Source organism: Cellulomonas sp. zg-ZUI22, assembly GCF_017353535.1.
GTDB classification, from domain to species: Bacteria; Actinomycetota; Actinomycetes; order Actinomycetales; family Cellulomonadaceae; genus Cellulomonas; species Cellulomonas wangleii.
On record NZ_JAFMUZ010000001.1, the window covers coordinates 198,096 to 215,406 of the forward strand.

Sequence of the window (17,311 nt, forward strand, 5' to 3'; positions counted from 1 at the left end):
CCGTGCACGCCGCACCGCCGCACCAGCCCTGCACGGCGCGACGGCGACGAAGGTGCTGGGATGGGGCCATGGAATTCCGCTACCTCGGCAGCTCGGGGCTCAAGATCTCCGAGATCACGTACGGCAACTGGCTCACCCACGGCTCGCAGGTGGAGAACGAGACCGCGACGCAGTGCGTCCGCGCCGCCCTCGACGCGGGCATCTCGACGTTCGACACCGCGGACGTCTACGCGAACACCAAGGCCGAGAGCGTCCTCGGCGAGGCGCTCAAGGGCGAGCGGCGCGAGTCGCTCGAGATCTTCACGAAGGTGTACTGGCCCACCGGACCGGGCGGCAAGAACGACGTCGGCCTGTCGCGCAAGCACATCATGGAGTCGATCAACGGCTCGCTGCGTCGCCTGCAGACCGACTACGTCGACCTGTACCAGGCCCACCGGTACGACACGGAGACGCCGCTCGAGGAGACGATGCAGGCGTTCGCCGACGTCGTGCGCCAGGGCAAGGCGCTGTACATCGGCGTCTCGGAGTGGACCGCGGACCAGATCCGCGCCGGCCACGCGCTGGCGAAGGACCTGGGCGTGCAGCTCATCTCGAGCCAGCCGCAGTACTCGATGCTGTGGCGGGTCATCGAGGAGGAGGTCGTCCCGACGTCGCGCGAGCTGGGGATCTCCCAGATCGTCTGGTCGCCCGTCGCCCAGGGCGTGCTCACCGGCAAGTACAAGCCCGGCCAGCAGCCGCCCGCGGGGTCGCGCGCCACGGACGAGAAGGGCGGCGCGAACATGATCAAGCGGTTCATGAACGACGACGTCCTCACCCGCGTGCAGGGCCTGCAGCCCGTCGCCGACGAGCTGGGCCTGTCGATGGCGCAGCTCGCGATCGCGTGGGTGCTGCAGAACGACAACGTCGCCGCCGCGCTCATCGGCGCGTCGCGCCCCGAGCAGGTCACCGAGAACGTCAAGGCCGCAGGCGTGACGATCCCGGCCGAGGCGATGGCCCGCATCGACGAGGTCCTCGGCGGCGTCGTCGAGCGCGACCCGGGCAAGACGGCGGAGACGTCCCCGCAGAAGCGCCCCGCCTGACGACGTGACCGGACCGCTCTCCCCCGCCCGGGGCGAGCGGTCCGGTCAGCGTCCTCGACGCGGGGGGCCGGGACGGCCCGGCGACCGGGCACCCGCACCGGGGCGGCGCGCGGCTCGCGTAGGTTCGTCTCTGCCCCGACGGAAGGAACGCGCCATGCAGTGCCCCGTGGACCAGGCCCAGCTCGTCATGACCGAGCGCCAGGGCGTCGAGATCGACTACTGCCCCGTGTGCCGCGGCATCTGGCTCGACCGTGGTGAGCTCGACAAGATCATCGACCGCGCGGGACCGGCCGCACCGGGCGTGGACCCGCGCGCCGTCCCGGGGGCGGCCGCACCGGACCCGCGGCTCGCGGACACCCGGGCGTACGGCTCGTACGACCGGCCGCCCGACCGCGGGTACGACCGCGACGCCTACGCGCGCGGGTACGACCGGGACGACCGCGGCGGGTACGACCGCGGCAAGCGCAAGAAGCGCGAGTCCTGGCTCGAGGACCTGTTCGACTTCTGACGCCCCATCCCTTCGCCGCGCCACGGACGCGAGGGCCGGACCGACATCTCGTGGGGGTGGGTGCCGGTCGACCGCTCAGGAGGTGAGGGCGGGGCCCGTGCCGAGGCGGCGGGCGAGCGCCATCGCGTCGAACGGGGCTCTCACCTTCACGTCGTTGTCGAAGTAGACGTACACGTCCCGGGGGCGGTCCGCGGCCGGCGGTGACACCCGGGGTCCGTCGGGCGGGGTGGCGCCCGTGGACCAGGCGCGGACCTTCGCGGCCCACCGGTCCAGCGACGCGTCGTCGTACCCGGAGACGTACAGCTCGCTCTCCCCGTGCAGGCGCACGTACACGACGTCGCTGGTCAGGTCCTCCAGGTGCGGCCAGCGCCCCGCGGTGTCGGCGACCACGAGGCCGATGTCGTGCGCCCGCAGCAGCGCGGGGAACGCCGGGGTGAGGAACGTGTCGTGCCGGACCTCGAGGACGTGCCGCAGCGGCCGGTCCTGCTCGACGGTCGTCAGGGCACGCCCTTCGGGGACCTTGTCGTCGTGCTGCTCCGCCAGGCGCGCGGCCGCGGCGGTGGACCGCGGCAGCAGGTCGAAGAACCGGGCGAGCCGGTCGGCGTCGAAGCCCAGGTTGGGCGGCAGCTGCCACAGCACGGGACCGGTGCGGTCCTCGAGCGCGAGGACCCCCGACGCCCAGAAGTTGGCCAGCGGCACCTCGACGCCGGCGAGCTTCTTCATGTGCGTGACGAAGCGGGGACCCTTGACCGAGAACACGAAGTCGTCGGGCGTCTCGGCCCGCCACGCGCGGTAGCTGTCGGGGCGCTGCAGCGAGTAGAACGACCCGTTGATCTCGATCGAGCCCAGCTGCCGTGACGCGTGCTCCAACTCACGCCGCTGCTGCAGCCCGGGCGGGTAGAACACCCCCCGCCAGGGGGCGTACCGCCACCCCGAGATGCCGATGCGCACGTCCCCGCTGGTCACGCCGACGACTCTAGGAGCGCGGTGCGCGGCGCACCTCCGCAGGCGTGACCCGAGGACCTGCGGGGCAGGGCGCCCGCGTCGGGACCCCCAGGTCGCCGGGCTACCCTGCTGGGGACCCGACCTGCTGGAGGAACTGTGCGCGACCGCGCCAAGCGCACCCGCACGACCGCTGTGGTCGTGGTGGCCGCCCTGGTCGGCAGCAGCCTGCTCGGGGCGCTCGCCGCGTTCGGCAGCGGGGGCGGCGGGCCGGCCGTCGAGATCCCCGCACAGGGTCCGTGGACGGTGCTCGTGGCCGGTGACCTGCGGACCGTCGCGGCGTGCGCCGACGACGCGGCGGTCGTCGACGCCTACGTCAGCGCGGACGCACCGTCCGCCGGCGGCGGGATCGTCATGGCGTCCGACGCCCGCGTCGCGGACGTCGAGCGGGTCGTGCAGTGCGTCGGGAACGTCATCGACCCCGCGATGATCAGCGTGGTGCAGACGCCGCCGTCGGCGTGACGCGGCCCGGCGCCGCCACGGCCTGACGCCACGGCCTGCGCGCCACGACCACCCGCGGCCGGTCAGCCGCGCGGCGGCTGGATCACGGTCGCGTCACCGGTCGCCCCGGCGGCACGCGCGGCGGCCACGGTCGTCTCGACGTCGACGAGCGGGCCCTCGACCAGCAGCGGCTCCCCCGCGCCGCTGCCGCCCGACCACCGCACCCCCGCCCCCGCGGGCGGACGGAAGGCGGTCCCGGCCGGCAGGTGCACGACGGCCGCCGCGCGCACGCCCGGGTCGTCGACGCGACGGACCCGCACGCCGCGCACCTGCGGGAGCCGCTCGACGGTGCGGGCCAGGAGGCGGGCCCGGCGCTCCCCCGCTCTGAACGTCACGACCACGAGGCCCGCGTCGTCGTGGACGTCGCCGGTGGCCATGGAGTCGACGTTGACGCCGCGGGTGGAGAAGACGCCCGCGAGCGCGGAGATCGCGCCCGTGCGGTGCTCGGTGCGGACCCAGCCCACCCACCGGGTGTCGTCGTCGCCCGCGAGACCGGCGGGGGCGGCGGTGTCGGTCATCGCGGCGGCTCCCCGGTCGTGGGCGTGGCGGGGTCGGAGGTGGCGGGGTCGGAGGTGGCGGGGTCGGAGGTGGCGGGGTCGGAGGTGGCAGCGACGGCCGCGGCGCCCGTCCACGGCGCGCACGCCGCGGCGACGGCGGCGCCGGCCTCGGCCAGCCGGGCGTCCTCGTCGGGCGGCAGCGGGTCGAGCAGCACGCGGGACCACCCCTCCGGGCCGAGCACCACGGGCACGCCGAGCACCCCGTGCACGGGCGACCCGCCGACGCTCACCTCCCCCTCGAGCGCCACCTGCCCGGCCACGACGATGTCCCGGCCGTCGAGGATCGTCTCCACGAGGTCGATCGTCGCCGACGCCGTCCCGGTGGCCGTCTTCGCGCCGGACTGGTGCGTCATCCACGGGCGGGCCAGCGCGCGCAGGTCCGGCGGCCAGGAGTCGATGAGCGCGAACGCCGCCGCCACGTCGGTCGCGGCGACGGTGAGCAGCTCGGCCTTGGCCCGCGCGACCTCCGCGGGGAACGTCGCGAGGGTGCGCCCCTGCCGCAGCCGCGCGACGGCCCGCTGCCGCTCGGCGACGTCGAGGCCGCTGATCCGCACGGTGGACCACAGCGGGACGGCGTCGTCGCCGTGCTGCCCGCCGACGAACCCGCCGACCCGGTGCCGCCGCACGCCGAGCTGCACGGCGATCTCGCGGCGGAACCGCAGGGTGTCGAGCCACGCGCCCATGCCGACCACCCGGTGCCGCCCCAGCCGCTCGGCGAGGATCGCGACGCCCAGCTCGACCGGGTTGGACACCACCACCACGACCTCGCTGCCGGACCCGTGGGCGGCCAGCGCGTCCGCGTACGCCCGGAAGACGTCGGCGTTGGCGGCGGCGAGCACGGCCCGGCTCGGCGGGACGCCGCCGGTGCCCGCGGGGGCCGTGCGACCCGCGGCCACGACGACGACGTCGGCGACCACCTCGGCCGGGTCGAGCGCCACGTCCAGCAGCGGCGCGTGCTCGTCGTAGGCGTCGACCAGGTCGGCGCGCAGCCCGTGCACGGCCCGCCCGGACGCCCCGCCGGGGCGCCCGACCAGCTGCAGCCGCGACGTCGTCGGCAGCACCTGCCGCTCGACGAGCTGCGTGCAGATCTGCCGTCCGACGTCGCCTGTCGCCCCGAGCACCGCCACGTCCATGCGGGTGAGGCTACGGGGGGCAGGTGTCGTGCGCGTTGCGTCGCAGCCTGACGCGGCGTCGGGGGATGACGCGTCAGGCTGCGACGGTCCGTGGCCCACCGGGGACGCCGGCGGGGGTCGTCGCGTCAGACGGCGACGTCGCCGCACACGTGGACCTGCAGGCCCATGGCGGTGAACATGGCAGCCTTGGCGGCGAACGCGGCGTCCGCGGTGGCGGCGTCCGGTGCGTACGCGACGTTGAGGTGGTTGGCCTTGTGCCGGGCCATGAACTGGTCCCGGCTCACGCCGTGCAGGACGGCGTGCATGATCGGCCACTCCGGGTTGGTCGCCTCCTTGCGACGGCGGGTCTCCGCCTCCGGCAGCGTGACGGCGCTCGCCCGGCCCATGTCGACGTGCAGCCCGCCGTCGGCGATGTACACGCGCGACCACACGACCTCCCCCGGCCGGCACACGCCGTTGAGCGTGGACCCGCCCGCGGGGAAGAAGACCGGGTCCTGCCGCCAGCCCTCGGCACCCGCGTACCCGCCCTCGAGGTGCGAGGCCGGCACCGAGCCGGAGATCTCCCACACCCAGACGAACCGCCCGTCGTGCTCGTCGCCCCAGCGCACGTCGTGCAGCGTGGTCGCCGGGTCCAGGCCCATGGCGGTCCACACGCGGTTCGTCACGACCGCGTCCACCGCGACGCCCTCGTCGGCCTCGTTGAAGTGCGGGAGCGGGACGCCGTCCCACAGCACCCGGGACCCGTCGCGGGAGCGCACGGGCGGACGCTCGGCGTTGTTGAGCAGACCCTCGGCCAGGTCGGACGCGGGGCACACGTCCTTGAGTCCCTGCTGGTACTGGATCCCGACCGCGTCGAGCCCGAAGTCGTCGGCCATCCACAGCGCCGCGACGTACATCTTGTACTGCCACTGCAGCTGCTCACGGGTCAGCTCCGTGGCGTCGTCGGTGCCGAGGCGGAACGTCATGCCCGCGTCGAGCAGCCACTGGTGCACACCGTCGGCCACCTCGTCGGGGACGGTCTGCATCAGCGCCCACAGCGCGGACTGCGACAGCCGCTCCTTGTAGATGCCCGTCGGGTTGAGCAGCTCGTCGTCGATGATCGCGTTGTACATGCCCATGCAGCCCTCGTCGAAGACGCCGATGATCGCCTTCTCGCGCAGCAGCTGGGCCGCGAGCGCCTCACCGAGCTCCCGCTCGGGCGAGGCACCCAGGTCGAGGGCGCGCACGTGGGAGGCGTCGTGCTCGATGCGCCACGTGGTCAGCCACGACGCGATCGCGTCCTGGAACCACGCGTCCGAGCCGTCGACCGTCCACACCGTCGAGTAGTCCCGGCCCATCTTGGTCATGCCGGCGTTCAGCCCGAGCAGCCCGACCAGGCCCGGCCAGTCGCCCGCGAAGTTCGCGACCGTGAGGACCGGACCGCGGTGCGTGCGCAGACCCGCGAGCACGTGGTGGCTGTACTGCCACACCGCCTCGGCGACGACCAGCGGGGCGTCGGGCGGGACGTCACGGAAGACGTCCAGGCCCATGCGCTGGCTGGAGATGAACCCGTGCCCGGTCACGGGGTCGACCGGGTGCGCGCGCACCAGGTCCCAGCCGTTGCGGGCGAACGCGTCGGTGACGACCCGCTCGAGCTCGACCTGCGTGGGCCAGCCGGCGACGTTCGCGGACTCGCGCAGGTCGCCGGAGGCCACGAGGTAGGCGGTGCGCGCGGGGGCCTGCGGCTCGGGGGCCAGGACGGGGTGGGTGTACGTGGTCAACGGTCTCCTCCTGCACGGGTGGGGGCGGTCGGGGTCGGACGCGCCGGGCCGGTCACGGCCGGTCCTCGTCCACGAAGCGGCGGATGCGCCCGGCGAGGGCGTCGAGCGCCGCACGGTCGTCGTCGTCCAGCGGACGGAACGGCCGGCGGCAGTTGCCGGTGACGGGCCCGCGGGCGCACGCCAGGTACTTGGCGGACTGGAAGACGCCGTGCGCGACGAGCGTCTCGACGACCTCGTTGATCTGCGCCTGGGTGCGCCGGGCACCGTCGAGGTCGCCGGCGGCGAACCGGTCCCGCACCCGGGCGAACAGCTCGGGCTGGATGTTGACGGTCGTGCCGATCGTCGCGCGGGCACCGGCCGTGAGAGCCGGCAGGTACTGCTCGTCGAACCCGTTGACGAACACCGTCCCCGGGAACGCCGCCACCATGCGCTCCAGGGCGAACAGGTCGTGCGCCGTGTGCTTCATCCCCACCACCCGCGGGTGGGCGAGCAGGCGGGAGGCGTTCGCCTTGGAGAACGCCACGCGCGTGAACTGCGGGATGTTGTACAGCAGCACCGGCACGTCCACGGCGTCGAGGACGTCGAGGTAGTACCCCTCGATCTCCTCGGGCGTGAACGCGTAGTAGTACGGCGGGATCATCGAGACCGCCGCGACGCCCGCGTCCCGCGCTGCGCGGGCGAGCTCGATCGTCTGCGCCGTGCTGACGGTGCCGACGTGCGCGACGACGGGCACCCGCCCGGCCACCTGGTCGACGACGGTGTCGACGACGTCCCGCCGCTCGGCGAGCGACAGCAGCAGCGCCTCCCCCGACGACCCGCAGCAGTAGAAGCCCTCCACACCGCGCGCGAGCTGCTCCTCCACGATCTCGCGCAGCACGCCCAGGTCGAGCGAGTCGTCGGCGCGCGTGGGCGTGACCAGCGCGGAGAAGATCCGCTCGAGGTCGCTCACCACGCCGTCCACCCGCCGTCGACGACGAGGTTCGCACCCGTCATGTACCGCGAGCCGTCGCCCAGCAGGTAGACCACCGGCGCGAGGAAGTCGTCCGTGGACGCCATCCGGCCGATGGGGATGCGCGCGGTGTAGTTGGCGCGGAAGGTCGCGTCCTGGGTGTCGCGGCCGATGCCCGAGGGCGTCAGGGTGTTGACCCGGATGCCCTCGCGGCCCCAGTACGTCGCGCAGTACCGCGTGAGGTTGTAGACGCCGGACTTCGACGCCGCGTACGCGACGGGCTTGACGAACGGGACGCCCGTCTCCTCTTCCTTGTAGGCGTAGATGTCCTGGACGGGCGAGACCATGCCGTAGATCGACCCGACGTTGACGATCGACCCGGGCCTGCCGGCGGCGCGCATGCGCCGGCCGACGGCCTGCGTCATGAGGAACGTGCCGGTGAGGTTCGTGTCGACGACCTCGCGGAACACCTCGACCGGGAACTGCTCGAACGGGCCGGAGACCTCCGGCGGTGCGCTCGGCTGGGTGTCGATGCCGGCGTTGTTCACCAGGCCGTCGGGCACGCCCCAGGGCGCGAGGACGTCGTCGAGCCCGCGCTCGATGCTGTCGGCGTCGGTGATGTCGACCGACGCGTACCTCAGGTGCGGGTGGTCGGCCAGGTCGCCGAGAGCGTCGGCGGCGGCCTCGGGCGCGGTGCGGGACAGCGCCGCGACGCGCGCGCCGCGGTCCAGCAGCTCCCGCGTCAGCGCGGCGCCCAGCTGCCCCAGCGCCCCCGTGACCACGACGACCTTGCCCTCGAGCCCGAACAGCGCGTCAGCCACGGCTCACACCTCCACACGGTGCGCGGCGAGGTACTCCGTGTTGAGCTCCAGGCCGTGCCCGGGCACCTCGCGCGGCACGTAGTAACCGCGCTGCAGCTGCTGCGGCACGATCGCACCCAGCTCGGACAGCGTCCCGCCGTCCGTCATCTCCCCGCACAGCGCGTTGGGCACCGAGCACAGCACGTGGCCGGACAGCTCGAGGACGAAGTGCGGAGCCATGGGGGCGCTGTACGCCCGCGCCAGCGCGGCGATGTCGAGGTACGGGGTCAGCCCGCCGACGCGTCCCAGGTCCGCCTGGACGAAGTCGCACGCGTCGTTGGCGAGGTACTGGTTGAACTGCTGCAGCGTGTACACGTTCTCGCCCAGGCCGATCGGCGTCCGCGAACGCGCCCGCAGCCGCGCGTGCGACTCGACGTCGTCGACCCGCAGCGGCTCCTCCACCCAGTAGAGGTCGAGGTGCTCGAACCGGGACATCGCCTGCACGGCCTGCCCCAGCGTCCAGCCCTGGTTCGCGTCGACCATGAGCGGGAACATCCCGACGGCCTCGCGGATCTTCGTCAGCCGCTCGACGTCCTCCTCGAGGTCCGGCTTGCCGACCTTCACCTTCGCGGCGAAGAACCCGTCGGCCTTCCAGCCCTTGACCTGCTCCACGACCTCCTCCGCCGACAGGTTGAGGTTGATGCCGCTGCCGTACAGCGGCACCCGGTCGCGCACGCGGCCCAGCAGGTCCGCCAGCGGCACGCCGCGCTCCTTGGCCAGCGCGTCCCACACCGCGATGTCGACCGCGGCGAGCGCGAGCGTCGTCGTGCCGCCCGGGCCGTTGTCCCGCAGGTACTGCCACGAGCGGTGCCACAGCGGGACCGCCGCGACCTCCTTGCCGATGAGCGTCGGCGTCAGCTCCTCCAGCATCGCCATCATCGCCCGCCCGCCGACGCCCGACGTGTGCGAGAGCCCCACGCCGACCACACCCGTGTCGGTGGTCAGGTGGGCGGTGATGATCTCGATGTGGGTGACGACGTGGATCTGGTCGCCCCACGTGCCCTTGGGCAGCGGCAGACGGGACAGCTGGTACTCGATGTGCTCGATCTTCACGACGGGTCCTTCCGGGTGGTGCGTGCGGGCGGTGCTGGTGGGTGCGCGACGGTGGCGATCACCCCTTGACGGCGCCGGCGGCGAGCCCGGCGACCAGCCGCTTCTGGACGATGAGGAAGCCGGCGATGACGGGCAGGACGGCCAGGACGCCGCCGGCCGTCAGCAGGTCCCACCGGATCTGGTACTCGCCGATGAACAGGTGCAGGCCGATGGGCAGCGTGCGCGTCGACGTCGACTGCATGAAGGTCAGCGCGTACAGGAACTCGTTCCACGACAGGATGAAGATGTACGTGCCGGCCGCGACCATGCCGGGCGCGAGCAGCGGGAGCAGGATCATGCGGACGACCTGCCAGGAGCTGGCGCCGTCGATGCGGCCCGACTCCTCGAGCTCGCGGGGGATCGAGTCGAGGAACCCCTTGAGCAGCCACGTGGCGAACGGGGTGGCGAAGGCGGCGTGCACCAGCGCCAGACCCAGGACGTTGTCGAGCAGGTTCAGCACACGCAGCTGACCCTGCAGCGAGATGACCAGCAGCACCGCAGGCAGCAGCTGGGCGACCAGCACGGCGGTCATGAAGAACTGCCGCCCGACGAACTCGAAGCGCGACAGCGCGATGGCCGCACCGCTCGCGCACACCAGCGCCAGCGGCACCGCGACGGCGGCGACCAGCAGGCTGTTGCGCAGGTACGTCAGGAACGGCGTGGAGCCCAGCAGCTCGCGGTACGCGTCGGTGCTGACCTCCCCCGGCCAGAGGGACGCGCCCGCGGCGGCCAGCTGCGACGAGGGCGTCAGCGACGTCAGCAGCATGACGACGTACGGCCCGAGGATCGCCGCGAGCCACACGCCCAGCAGCACGTACAGGCCGGTGCGGCGGGCCACGTGCGGCAGGGTCAGGACGGTGGGACGGGACAGGGTGGGCGTCCGGGCGCTCATCGGCGGGCCCCCTTCGCGGTGAGCCGGATGTAGAGCACGACGAGGACCGACAGCACGGCCGCCTGCAGCACCGCGTACGCGGCGCCACCACCGAAGTCCATGGCCTTGTAGGCGGTGACGTACGACTGCAGCGAGAGCGTCGTCGACGACAGGCCGGGTCCGCCGCCGGTCATGATGAGGACGAGGTCCACGTAGTTGGCGGTCCAGATCAGCCGCAGCAGCGTCGTGATGAGGATCGTCGGGAGGATGGCCGGCAGCACGACGTGCCGGAAGACGCCCACCGGACCGCAGCCGTCCATCGCCGCGGCCTCCCGCAGCTCGGGTGCGACGCCCTGCAGCGCGGCCAGGATCATCACCGCGAACAGCGGGACGCCCTGCCACACGTCCACCGCGACGAGGGTGGGGAGCGCTGTCGACGACTCGCTGAGGAACGCGATGGGCCGGTCGGTCACTCCCAGCCCGCGCAGCGCCCCGTTGAGCACCCCGTGGTTCGGGTCGAGGATCCAGATCCACATGAGGGCGACGAGCACGCTGGGCGTCGCCCACGGGATCATCGCGAGCCCGCGGTACACCCCGCGCAGCGCGAACCGGGCGTTGAGCAGGTGCGCGCCGACGAGGCCGAGCAGGAGCTGCAGCGCGACCGCGCCGAACGTCCAGACGAGGGTGTTGCGGCCGATCTGTGCGAAGTCGGGGTCGGTGACGATGTCGACGAAGTGCTGGACACCGACGAAGCCCTGGACACCCGAGAACGGGTTGACGTCGTTGAAGGCGAACCACACCGAGCGCGCCAGCGGGTACCCGGCGAACGACCCGACCAGCACGATCGCCGGTGCGAGGTACACGTAGGCCTCCAGGCCCGGGCGCCGGGGTCGGCGCCGGGGGGCCGCGGGGGCCACCGCCGCGCGGCGGGTGCCGGGGGCACCGGCCGCGCGGGTGGGTGTCATCGTCATGGTGCTCAGTCCTGCTCGAGGAGCTGGGACAGGCGGGTGAGCATCTCCTCACCCGTCTGGTCGCCCTGCAGCGCCAGCTGCACCTGGGTCTGGAACTCCTTCGCGGCGAGCTGTGCGACACCCGGCAGGGCGGGCCAGCTCTTGGCGGTGCGTGCGGCCTCGATCGCCAGCTGCAGGTCGGGGTCGGTGGCGAACGGCTCGGCACCGGCCACGGACTCCAGCACGGGCAGCTGCCCCTGGATCGACGTCGAGATCGCCCGCATCGGCTCCTCGGTGGCCAGCCAGGAGATCCACTCGAAGGCGGCGTCCTTGTCCTTGCACGACTCGAGGACGACGTTGCCGCTCATGGACGTGAGGGTGGCGGGGTCGGTGCCGTCGAGGGACGGGATCGGCAGCACGCCCAGCGCGTCGCCGAGGGTCTCGCGCATCGCGTTGAGCGAGCCGGGGTGGTGGATCATCATCGCCGTCGTGCCGGCCGCGAAGTTGGTCTGCACGGGTGCGAACGCCGCCGTGATCGACCCCGGGGGCGCCGCGTCCAGCTCGGTGACGACCGACAGGTACCGCTCGTTCGCGGCGACCGCCTCAGGGCTGGTGAGAGCCACGTCCCCGTCGGCGTCGACGACGTCCGCACCACCGGCGAACATCCACGCGAGCCACTGGTCCTGCCCGCCGGCGCCGCCGCGCACGTCGAACCCGTACTCGCCCGCCGCCGGGTCGGTCAGCGCGGCCGCCGCGTCGAGGAACTCCTGCTGGGTGGTCGGCGGCTCGATGCCGGCCTGCGCGAAGCGGTCCTTGTTGTAGTAGAGCCACAGCGTCACGTACTGGTGCGGCAGCATGTAGACGGCGTCGTCACCCGGCAGGCGCCCGGTGTCCCACAGCGACTCGATGACGTCGTCCTTGCCGTCCCAGCCGTCGACGTGGTCCGTGATGTCGGCGATCATCCCCTGCGGCGCGAACTGCCCCAGCCACCAGTCCTTGCTGCGGGCGGCACACGCGCCGGTCCCCGACGACGCGGCCGTCAGCAACCGGTCCTGGTACTGCTCCAGGGGGATCGTGGTGATGTTGACCTGCACGTCGTCGCGCGAGGCGTTGAACTCTGCGGCCAGGTCGCCCCACGTGCTGTCGGTGGCGTCGTCCTGCCAGAGCCAGTACTCGACGGTGGTCGGGGCGTCGCCGGCGTCCGCGGCGGCACCGCCGCAGGCCGCCATGAGCGTCACCGCCGCCGTCGACAGCGCGACGGCGCGGGCCGTCCTCCGTGCGTTCATTGCTCCTCCTTGAGCCGTGCAGGGTCTGGTGTGGTCGTGCTGCGGGTGTGCTGCGGCTCGCCGCGGCGCTCCGGGCGCCCGGCGAGGGGTCGGGGGACTGCGAGGGCTAGTCCGGTCCGGGTCGGCCCGGAGGCGCCGCGCGGTCGTGCAGACGGCGGCGCACACCCCAGAAGTGGGCGTCGAGCTCGTGCTGGGCGAGGCGGACGTCGCGGACCACGACGGCCTCGAGGATGCGGGCGTGCATGGCGGCGACCGACGGCAGGTCCTCCGGGGCGGCAGCGGCGTCGAGGCGCCCGTGCAGCCGCCAGAACGCCGCCGAGACCCCCTCGAACACGCGGTTCTGCACGGACGAGAACAGCGCGCGGTGGAACGCCTCGTCCTCCTCGTGGACGCGGTGCCCGCGACGCGCCGCCGTGGTCATCGCGGCCACGATCGTGCGCAGCTCGTCCTGCTGGGCCAGCGTCATGCGCGCGGCGACCTGGGCGAGGTGACTGACCTCGAACGCGTGGCGGATCTCGAAGAGCTCCTCGACGGACCGGTCGCTGACCCCGAGGACCGCGGCGAGGTGCAGCCCGAACCGGTCGGGCTCGAACCCGAGCCACACGCGACGCGCACCCTGCCGCGACCGGACCGCACCGAACGCCTCGAGCACACGCAGCGCCTCGCGGACCTGCGGTCGGCCGGCGTGCATGGCCGCGGCGATCTCCGACTCGGCCGGCAGGACGTCGCCGACGCGCAGGCCGAGCTCCACGATCTGCTCCACGAGCCGCACGTCGGCGTCCGACGCCGGGCGCAGCATGTCCGACAAGTTGCCACCTCTTCGTCGAGGGCCAGCCGCGCATCCTTGCGCGACGTGGCCGAGACTAGGAAGAACGCGCTGCGGCGGACAACGACAACGGGTCAGTTGTCCGACAAGCAGTCGGGAGGTTGCGCGCACTGCTCCGGCGGCGGGTGCGCGCTCGACCGAGCACGTCCCGGTGTGCACCCAGATGGCGCCGGCCCGGGGGGCCTCAGCCCCGCGGCGTCAGCCGCGCGACGTCAGAGCCCGCGCTGCCAGGCCACCACCCGGTCGGCCGCCTCCGCCACCACCTGCGGCGAGGACGCGAACGACAGCCGCACCCAGCTCCGGCCACCGACGGGGTCGAAGTCGCTGCCCGGGGTGATCGCGACGCCCGCCTCGTCGAGCAGGCGTGCGCAGTACGTCACCGCGTCCAGGCCCGTGCGCGACACGTCGCCGTACAGGTAGAACGCGCCGTCCGCGGGGGCGACGGGGTCCCAGCCCAGGTCCGGCAGGCGGTCGAGCAGCAGCGCGCGGGACTCCGCGTACCGCTCGACGTTGGCGCGGGCGGCGGCCATGCCGTCGGGGCTGAACGCCGCGACGCCCGCGTGCTGCGCGAGCGCCGGCGGGCACAGGGCGACGTTGCCCGCGAGCGCGTCGACGGGTGCGACCAGGTCGTCGGGCAGGACGAGCCAGCCCAGCCGCCAGCCGGTCATCGCCCAGTACTTGGAGAACGAGTTGACGACGACGGCGCCCGTGCCGAGGTACCGGGCGGCGGTGGCCGTGGCGGGGGTGGCGCCGGACGCGTCGGGGTAGGTGATGCCGTGGTAGATCTCGTCGCTGACCAGCCGCACGCCGTGCTCGCCGCACCAGTCCGCGAGCGCCGCGAGCTCGCCCGGCTCGATCATGGTGCCCGTCGGGTTGGCGGGCGACGCGACGACCAGCCCCTCGACGGGCCGGTCCAGCGCCTCGAGCTGCGCCACCGTCGGCTGGTAGCGCTGCTCGGGACCGCACGGCAGGTCGACGACCTCGCAGCCCAGCGCGGTGAGGATGTTCGCGTACGCCGGGTACCCGGGGCGGGCGAGCGCGACGCGGTCGCCGACGTCGAACGCCGCGAGGAACGCGAGCATGAACCCGCCCGACGACCCGGTGGTCACCGCGACGCGTGCGGGGTCCACGTCGACGCCGTACGTGGCGCGGTAGTGCTCGGCGATGGCGGCCCGCAGGCCGGGGGCGCCGAGCGACTCGGTGTACCCCAGGTCCCCGGACGTCAGCAGCTCGATCGCCCGCTGCCGCACCACCTCCGAGGCGCCCGTGGACGGCTCACCGGCGCACAGGTTGAGCACGTGCTCCCCGGCGGCGCGGCGCGCGTTGGCGGCCGCGAGGATCTCCATGACGGCGAACGGGGGGACGTGGGCGCGGGCGGCGACCTTCATGCGCCCCAGTGTCCACGCTCCCGCGGTGCGTCGATGCCGGTCGGCCCCGGGGCGCACCGCGCCGCGAGACGTCAGGTCGCCAGCGAGACGATCGACGCGACGCTGATCGCCACGACGACCGCGTTGAAGACGAACGCCGCCAGCGCGTGCCCGGTGACGGTCCGGCGCAGCGCGCTGCGGGTGACCTCGACGTCCGTCGTGCCGAACGTCGTGGCGACGGCCACCGCGACGTACAGGTAGTCCGCGAAGACGCGCGGCTCGTCCCCGGCGAAGCGCAGCCCGCCGTCGAGCAGGTCGCGGCGCAGGTAGTCGATCGCGTACGTGACGACCATCGTCGCCCACGCGCTGACGACCAGGACGATCCCGACCGCCACGAGCGCCGGCTGGGGCAGGCCGCTGGGCAGCCCGCCGCTCTGCGGCAGCACGACGACCGCCGTCACCATGGCGCCGAGCCCGACCGCGAGCGCGGCACCGGCACCCGGCTCGGTGAGCAGCAGCCACCGGTGCAGCGGCCCGCGTCGGGGCATCGACGCGGCGGCGCGCGCGACGACCTCCGGCCCGGCCGGCAGGTAGATCGCGAGCGTCAGCAGGACGTAGAGCACCTGGTAGGCCGCCATGCCGACGAGCAGGCCGTCGACCAGGGTCCAGGGCCCACCTGCCCCGATCGCGTGGCCCGACACACCGAGCGTGATGCCGACCGCACCCCCGAGGGAGGAGCGGACGGTCTCGGTGAGGGCGAGGTCGTGGAGCCGTCGTCCGAGCGCACGTCCCGACGCGCCGCGCCATGTCCGGACGACGCCGCTGCGCTCCCCTGCCACGGCCCGGACACTACTGGCGGGCACAGTCCCCCGACGCACGCGTGACCTGCGGGGTTGTGCAGCCGACACGTCCCGGCCGACCGGCGGACGACCGGGACGGGAGCGGCCGGCTACCCGGCCGTGGCCACCGGCGCCAGGGGCCGGCGTGCCACCGTCAGCACGTGCGTGTCGGGCCAGTCGACGGGTGCGCCCGTGACGGGGTCGCGCAGCGCGGCCCCGACGCGCAGCCGGTTCTCCACGAACCAGTCGTTGCGCCACGGCCCGCTGCCGGGCTCGAGCTCGAACCCGACGCCCTCGAGCAGGGCGCGCCAGTCGTCGCCGGTCATGTCGCAGAACCGCTCGTGGCACTCCGAGAGCCACGAGTCGGTGTAGTCGCGCGTGTACAGGTACTCCATCGCGGTGCGCAGCGTCGTCCGGGCGACGCTGCGCGTGGCCCCCCGCTCGACCCAGTCGACCTCCACCGTCGCGCTGGACAGGGCCGGGAAGTCGTGCGCGAACTGCACCAGCCGCGCCGCGGGCGACAGCGCGGCGACGTGCGCGGCGGCCTCGGGCCGCGGCAGCGCGGACAGGTCCCGCGCGGGCACGTCGGCGTCCCCGTCGAGCACGAGGTCGACGACGCGCTCGGGGTCCGCCGGTCCCAGCACGTCGGAGTTGATCCACACGCCGCCCGGCCGCGTGTGCGCGAAGATCCGCGCGGCCAGCAGCTCCAGGTCGTCACGGCCGCGGCCGTAGCTGGAGATCTCGTGGGTCAGCGCGATCGTCGTCGTCGTGTCGACCGAGCGGTCCGGGAACACCGGGCCCAGCAGCAGGTTGCGCTGCGCGAAGAACACGTTGGGGTTGGCGAACACGCCCTGCGCGCGGCGGTGCTCGGCCTCGGCGACCAGGTGCCGGGACACGTCGACGCCGTACAGGTCGGACTCCGCCAGGCGCGGGTCCTTCGCGGCCCGCTCCAGCAGCCCGCCGGCCGCGCAGCCCAGGTCGACGACCCGACCCGGGCGCACGTGCGGGGCCACCTGCGCCCACTTGCGGTCCGAGGCGTCGTCGAAGGCCGCGGTGTAGGTCGTGTAGTCACGGGTCTCGGTGAGGTCGCCGTCGTCCTGCACGGTCGGGTCGGTGTGCACCAGCCGGACGTGCTCGTCGAGACGGTACCGCTCGTAGAACGCGACGGCGTCCGGGTGCGCGAGCGCGCGCCACGCGTCGTCGCCGGCGACCATCCGCTCGAGCACGTCCCACGGCCGCACCGGGTCCCGCGGGTCGCCGGCCTCGACGGCCGCGATGCGGAAGCCCTCGGCCGCGTACAGCGCCGCGACGTCCGGCGTGGAGCACGCCACGACCGTCTCGGCGGGCGTCAGCGCCTCGCCCAGCACCAGCTCGCACGTGGCCAGCACGGTGTGCGCGAACCGCGGGCTCGGGGGCACGTCGGCCACGGGGACGACGAGCGAGGGCAGCCCCGCGCGCGTCGTCACCGCCTCGACCATCGCCTCGCGACGGTGCGCCGGGACGGGGTTGCGCCGGGTGCCGCTGTGCGTGGCGGAGGTCAGCGCCCACACCACCCGCGCGTCGGGCGCGCAGGTCACGGGCTCGCCGGCGGTGTCGACGACCTTGCCGGCGAGCAGGTCGCCCAGGTACGCGACCTGGAACGCGGTGACCATGTGGTGACGGCCGGGGAACAGGACGTGGCGGATCGCGGGAGGCGGGGTCACGGGAGGCACAGCGAGCACCGTGCCACAC

The 17,311-nt window shown here is 73.8% G+C and carries 17 protein-coding genes; 3 read left to right on the forward strand and 14 right to left on the reverse strand.

The window, feature by feature from the left end; translation table 11 throughout:
* Positions 1 to 68 precede the first annotated feature (68 nt).
* Positions 69 to 1,079, forward strand: a complete 1,011-nt coding sequence (locus tag J1G43_RS00910; RefSeq protein ID WP_207340116.1) for an aldo/keto reductase family protein — start codon at positions 69 to 71, stop codon at positions 1,077 to 1,079.
* A gap of 154 nt (positions 1,080 to 1,233) precedes the next feature.
* Complete coding sequence (locus J1G43_RS00915; RefSeq protein WP_207369651.1) at positions 1,234 to 1,587, forward strand: zf-TFIIB domain-containing protein; 354 nt, start codon at positions 1,234 to 1,236, stop codon at positions 1,585 to 1,587.
* 75 nt (positions 1,588 to 1,662) lie between these two features.
* On the opposite strand, the gene J1G43_RS00920 is transcribed toward J1G43_RS00915, so the two are convergent.
* On the reverse strand, positions 1,663 to 2,553 hold the full coding sequence (locus tag J1G43_RS00920) for a DUF72 domain-containing protein (protein ID WP_207377763.1): 891 nt from the start codon (positions 2,551 to 2,553) through the stop codon (positions 1,663 to 1,665).
* 135 nt (positions 2,554 to 2,688) lie between these two features.
* On the opposite strand from J1G43_RS00920, the gene J1G43_RS00925 reads away from it, so the two are divergent.
* Positions 2,689 to 3,051: a hypothetical protein gene (locus J1G43_RS00925; RefSeq protein ID WP_207340113.1), complete on the forward strand. Its 363-nt coding sequence runs from the start codon at positions 2,689 to 2,691 to the stop codon at positions 3,049 to 3,051.
* 62 nt (positions 3,052 to 3,113) lie between these two features.
* Here the strand turns inward: J1G43_RS00925 and J1G43_RS00930 are convergent, their stop codons facing one another.
* The 13 genes from J1G43_RS00930 to J1G43_RS00990 all read right to left on the reverse strand — a co-directional run bounded on the left by J1G43_RS00930 (position 3,114) and on the right by J1G43_RS00990 (position 17,283).
* Positions 3,114 to 3,608, reverse strand: coding sequence for an ACT domain-containing protein (locus tag J1G43_RS00930; RefSeq protein ID WP_207340112.1), 495 nt, complete (start codon positions 3,606 to 3,608; stop codon positions 3,114 to 3,116).
* Positions 3,605 to 4,780, reverse strand: coding sequence for a lactate dehydrogenase (locus J1G43_RS00935; RefSeq protein WP_207377764.1), 1,176 nt, complete (start codon positions 4,778 to 4,780; stop codon positions 3,605 to 3,607). The genes J1G43_RS00930 and J1G43_RS00935 overlap by 4 nt, the downstream gene beginning before the upstream one ends.
* Positions 4,781 to 4,905: 125 nt before the next feature.
* Entirely contained in the window at positions 4,906 to 6,540 is a 1,635-nt protein-coding gene (locus tag J1G43_RS00940; RefSeq protein ID WP_207377765.1) for a fucose isomerase, read from the reverse strand.
* Positions 6,541 to 6,592: 52 nt separating this feature from the next.
* A complete protein-coding gene (locus J1G43_RS00945) occupies positions 6,593 to 7,489 on the reverse strand; it encodes a dihydrodipicolinate synthase family protein (protein ID WP_207377766.1) in 897 nt (298 codons plus the stop codon).
* Positions 7,486 to 8,310 (reverse strand): SDR family oxidoreductase, encoded by an 825-nt coding sequence (locus J1G43_RS00950; protein ID WP_207377767.1) that lies wholly within the window; start codon positions 8,308 to 8,310, stop codon positions 7,486 to 7,488. Before J1G43_RS00950 ends, J1G43_RS00945 begins: the two co-directional genes overlap by 4 nt.
* A gap of 3 nt (positions 8,311 to 8,313) precedes the next feature.
* Positions 8,314 to 9,402: a mandelate racemase/muconate lactonizing enzyme family protein gene (locus J1G43_RS00955; RefSeq protein WP_207369658.1), complete on the reverse strand. Its 1,089-nt coding sequence runs from the start codon at positions 9,400 to 9,402 to the stop codon at positions 8,314 to 8,316.
* A 58-nt stretch (positions 9,403 to 9,460) separates the two neighbouring features.
* A complete protein-coding gene (locus tag J1G43_RS00960) occupies positions 9,461 to 10,333 on the reverse strand; it encodes a carbohydrate ABC transporter permease (protein WP_207369659.1) in 873 nt (290 codons plus the stop codon).
* On the reverse strand, positions 10,330 to 11,283 hold the full coding sequence (locus J1G43_RS00965) for a carbohydrate ABC transporter permease (RefSeq protein WP_207369660.1): 954 nt from the start codon (positions 11,281 to 11,283) through the stop codon (positions 10,330 to 10,332). The genes J1G43_RS00960 and J1G43_RS00965 overlap by 4 nt, the downstream gene beginning before the upstream one ends.
* 5 nt (positions 11,284 to 11,288) lie before the next feature.
* Positions 11,289 to 12,548 carry a sugar ABC transporter substrate-binding protein gene (locus J1G43_RS00970; RefSeq protein ID WP_207369661.1) on the reverse strand — a complete coding sequence of 420 codons (1,260 nt, stop codon included), beginning with the start codon at positions 12,546 to 12,548 and terminating at the stop codon, positions 11,289 to 11,291.
* A gap of 106 nt (positions 12,549 to 12,654) precedes the next feature.
* Positions 12,655 to 13,347, reverse strand: coding sequence for a FadR/GntR family transcriptional regulator (locus J1G43_RS00975; RefSeq protein WP_242635276.1), 693 nt, complete (start codon positions 13,345 to 13,347; stop codon positions 12,655 to 12,657).
* Positions 13,348 to 13,586: 239 nt separating this feature from the next.
* Positions 13,587 to 14,762 carry an aminotransferase class I/II-fold pyridoxal phosphate-dependent enzyme gene (locus J1G43_RS00980; RefSeq protein WP_207377768.1) on the reverse strand — a complete coding sequence of 392 codons (1,176 nt, stop codon included), beginning with the start codon at positions 14,760 to 14,762 and terminating at the stop codon, positions 13,587 to 13,589.
* A gap of 71 nt (positions 14,763 to 14,833) precedes the next feature.
* The gene (locus J1G43_RS00985) at positions 14,834 to 15,580 is read right to left on the reverse strand and encodes a DUF1345 domain-containing protein (protein ID WP_207377769.1); all 747 of its coding nucleotides are present in this window, start codon (positions 15,578 to 15,580) and stop codon (positions 14,834 to 14,836) included.
* Between the two features lie 110 nt (positions 15,581 to 15,690).
* Positions 15,691 to 17,283 (reverse strand): methyltransferase domain-containing protein, encoded by a 1,593-nt coding sequence (locus tag J1G43_RS00990; RefSeq protein ID WP_307859434.1) that lies wholly within the window; start codon positions 17,281 to 17,283, stop codon positions 15,691 to 15,693.
* Positions 17,284 to 17,311 lie beyond the last annotated feature (28 nt).

Coding starts and splice junctions, on each gene's coding strand:
- J1G43_RS00965 (WP_207369660.1), bottom strand. CDS start 11,283: ATGACGATGACACCCACCCGCGCGGCCGGTGCCCCCGGCACCCGCCGC.
- J1G43_RS00960 (WP_207369659.1), bottom strand. CDS start 10,333: ATGAGCGCCCGGACGCCCACCCTGTCCCGTCCCACCGTCCTGACCCTG.
- J1G43_RS00935 (WP_207377764.1), bottom strand. CDS start 4,780: ATGGACGTGGCGGTGCTCGGGGCGACAGGCGACGTCGGACGGCAGATC.
- J1G43_RS00980 (WP_207377768.1), bottom strand. CDS start 14,762: ATGAAGGTCGCCGCCCGCGCCCACGTCCCCCCGTTCGCCGTCATGGAG.
- J1G43_RS00975 (WP_242635276.1), bottom strand. CDS start 13,347: ATGCTGCGCCCGGCGTCGGACGCCGACGTGCGGCTCGTGGAGCAGATC.
- J1G43_RS00915 (WP_207369651.1), top strand. CDS start 1,234: ATGCAGTGCCCCGTGGACCAGGCCCAGCTCGTCATGACCGAGCGCCAG.
- J1G43_RS00970 (WP_207369661.1), bottom strand. CDS start 12,548: ATGAACGCACGGAGGACGGCCCGCGCCGTCGCGCTGTCGACGGCGGCG.
- J1G43_RS00910 (WP_207340116.1), top strand. CDS start 69: ATGGAATTCCGCTACCTCGGCAGCTCGGGGCTCAAGATCTCCGAGATC.
- J1G43_RS00930 (WP_207340112.1), bottom strand. CDS start 3,608: ATGACCGACACCGCCGCCCCCGCCGGTCTCGCGGGCGACGACGACACC.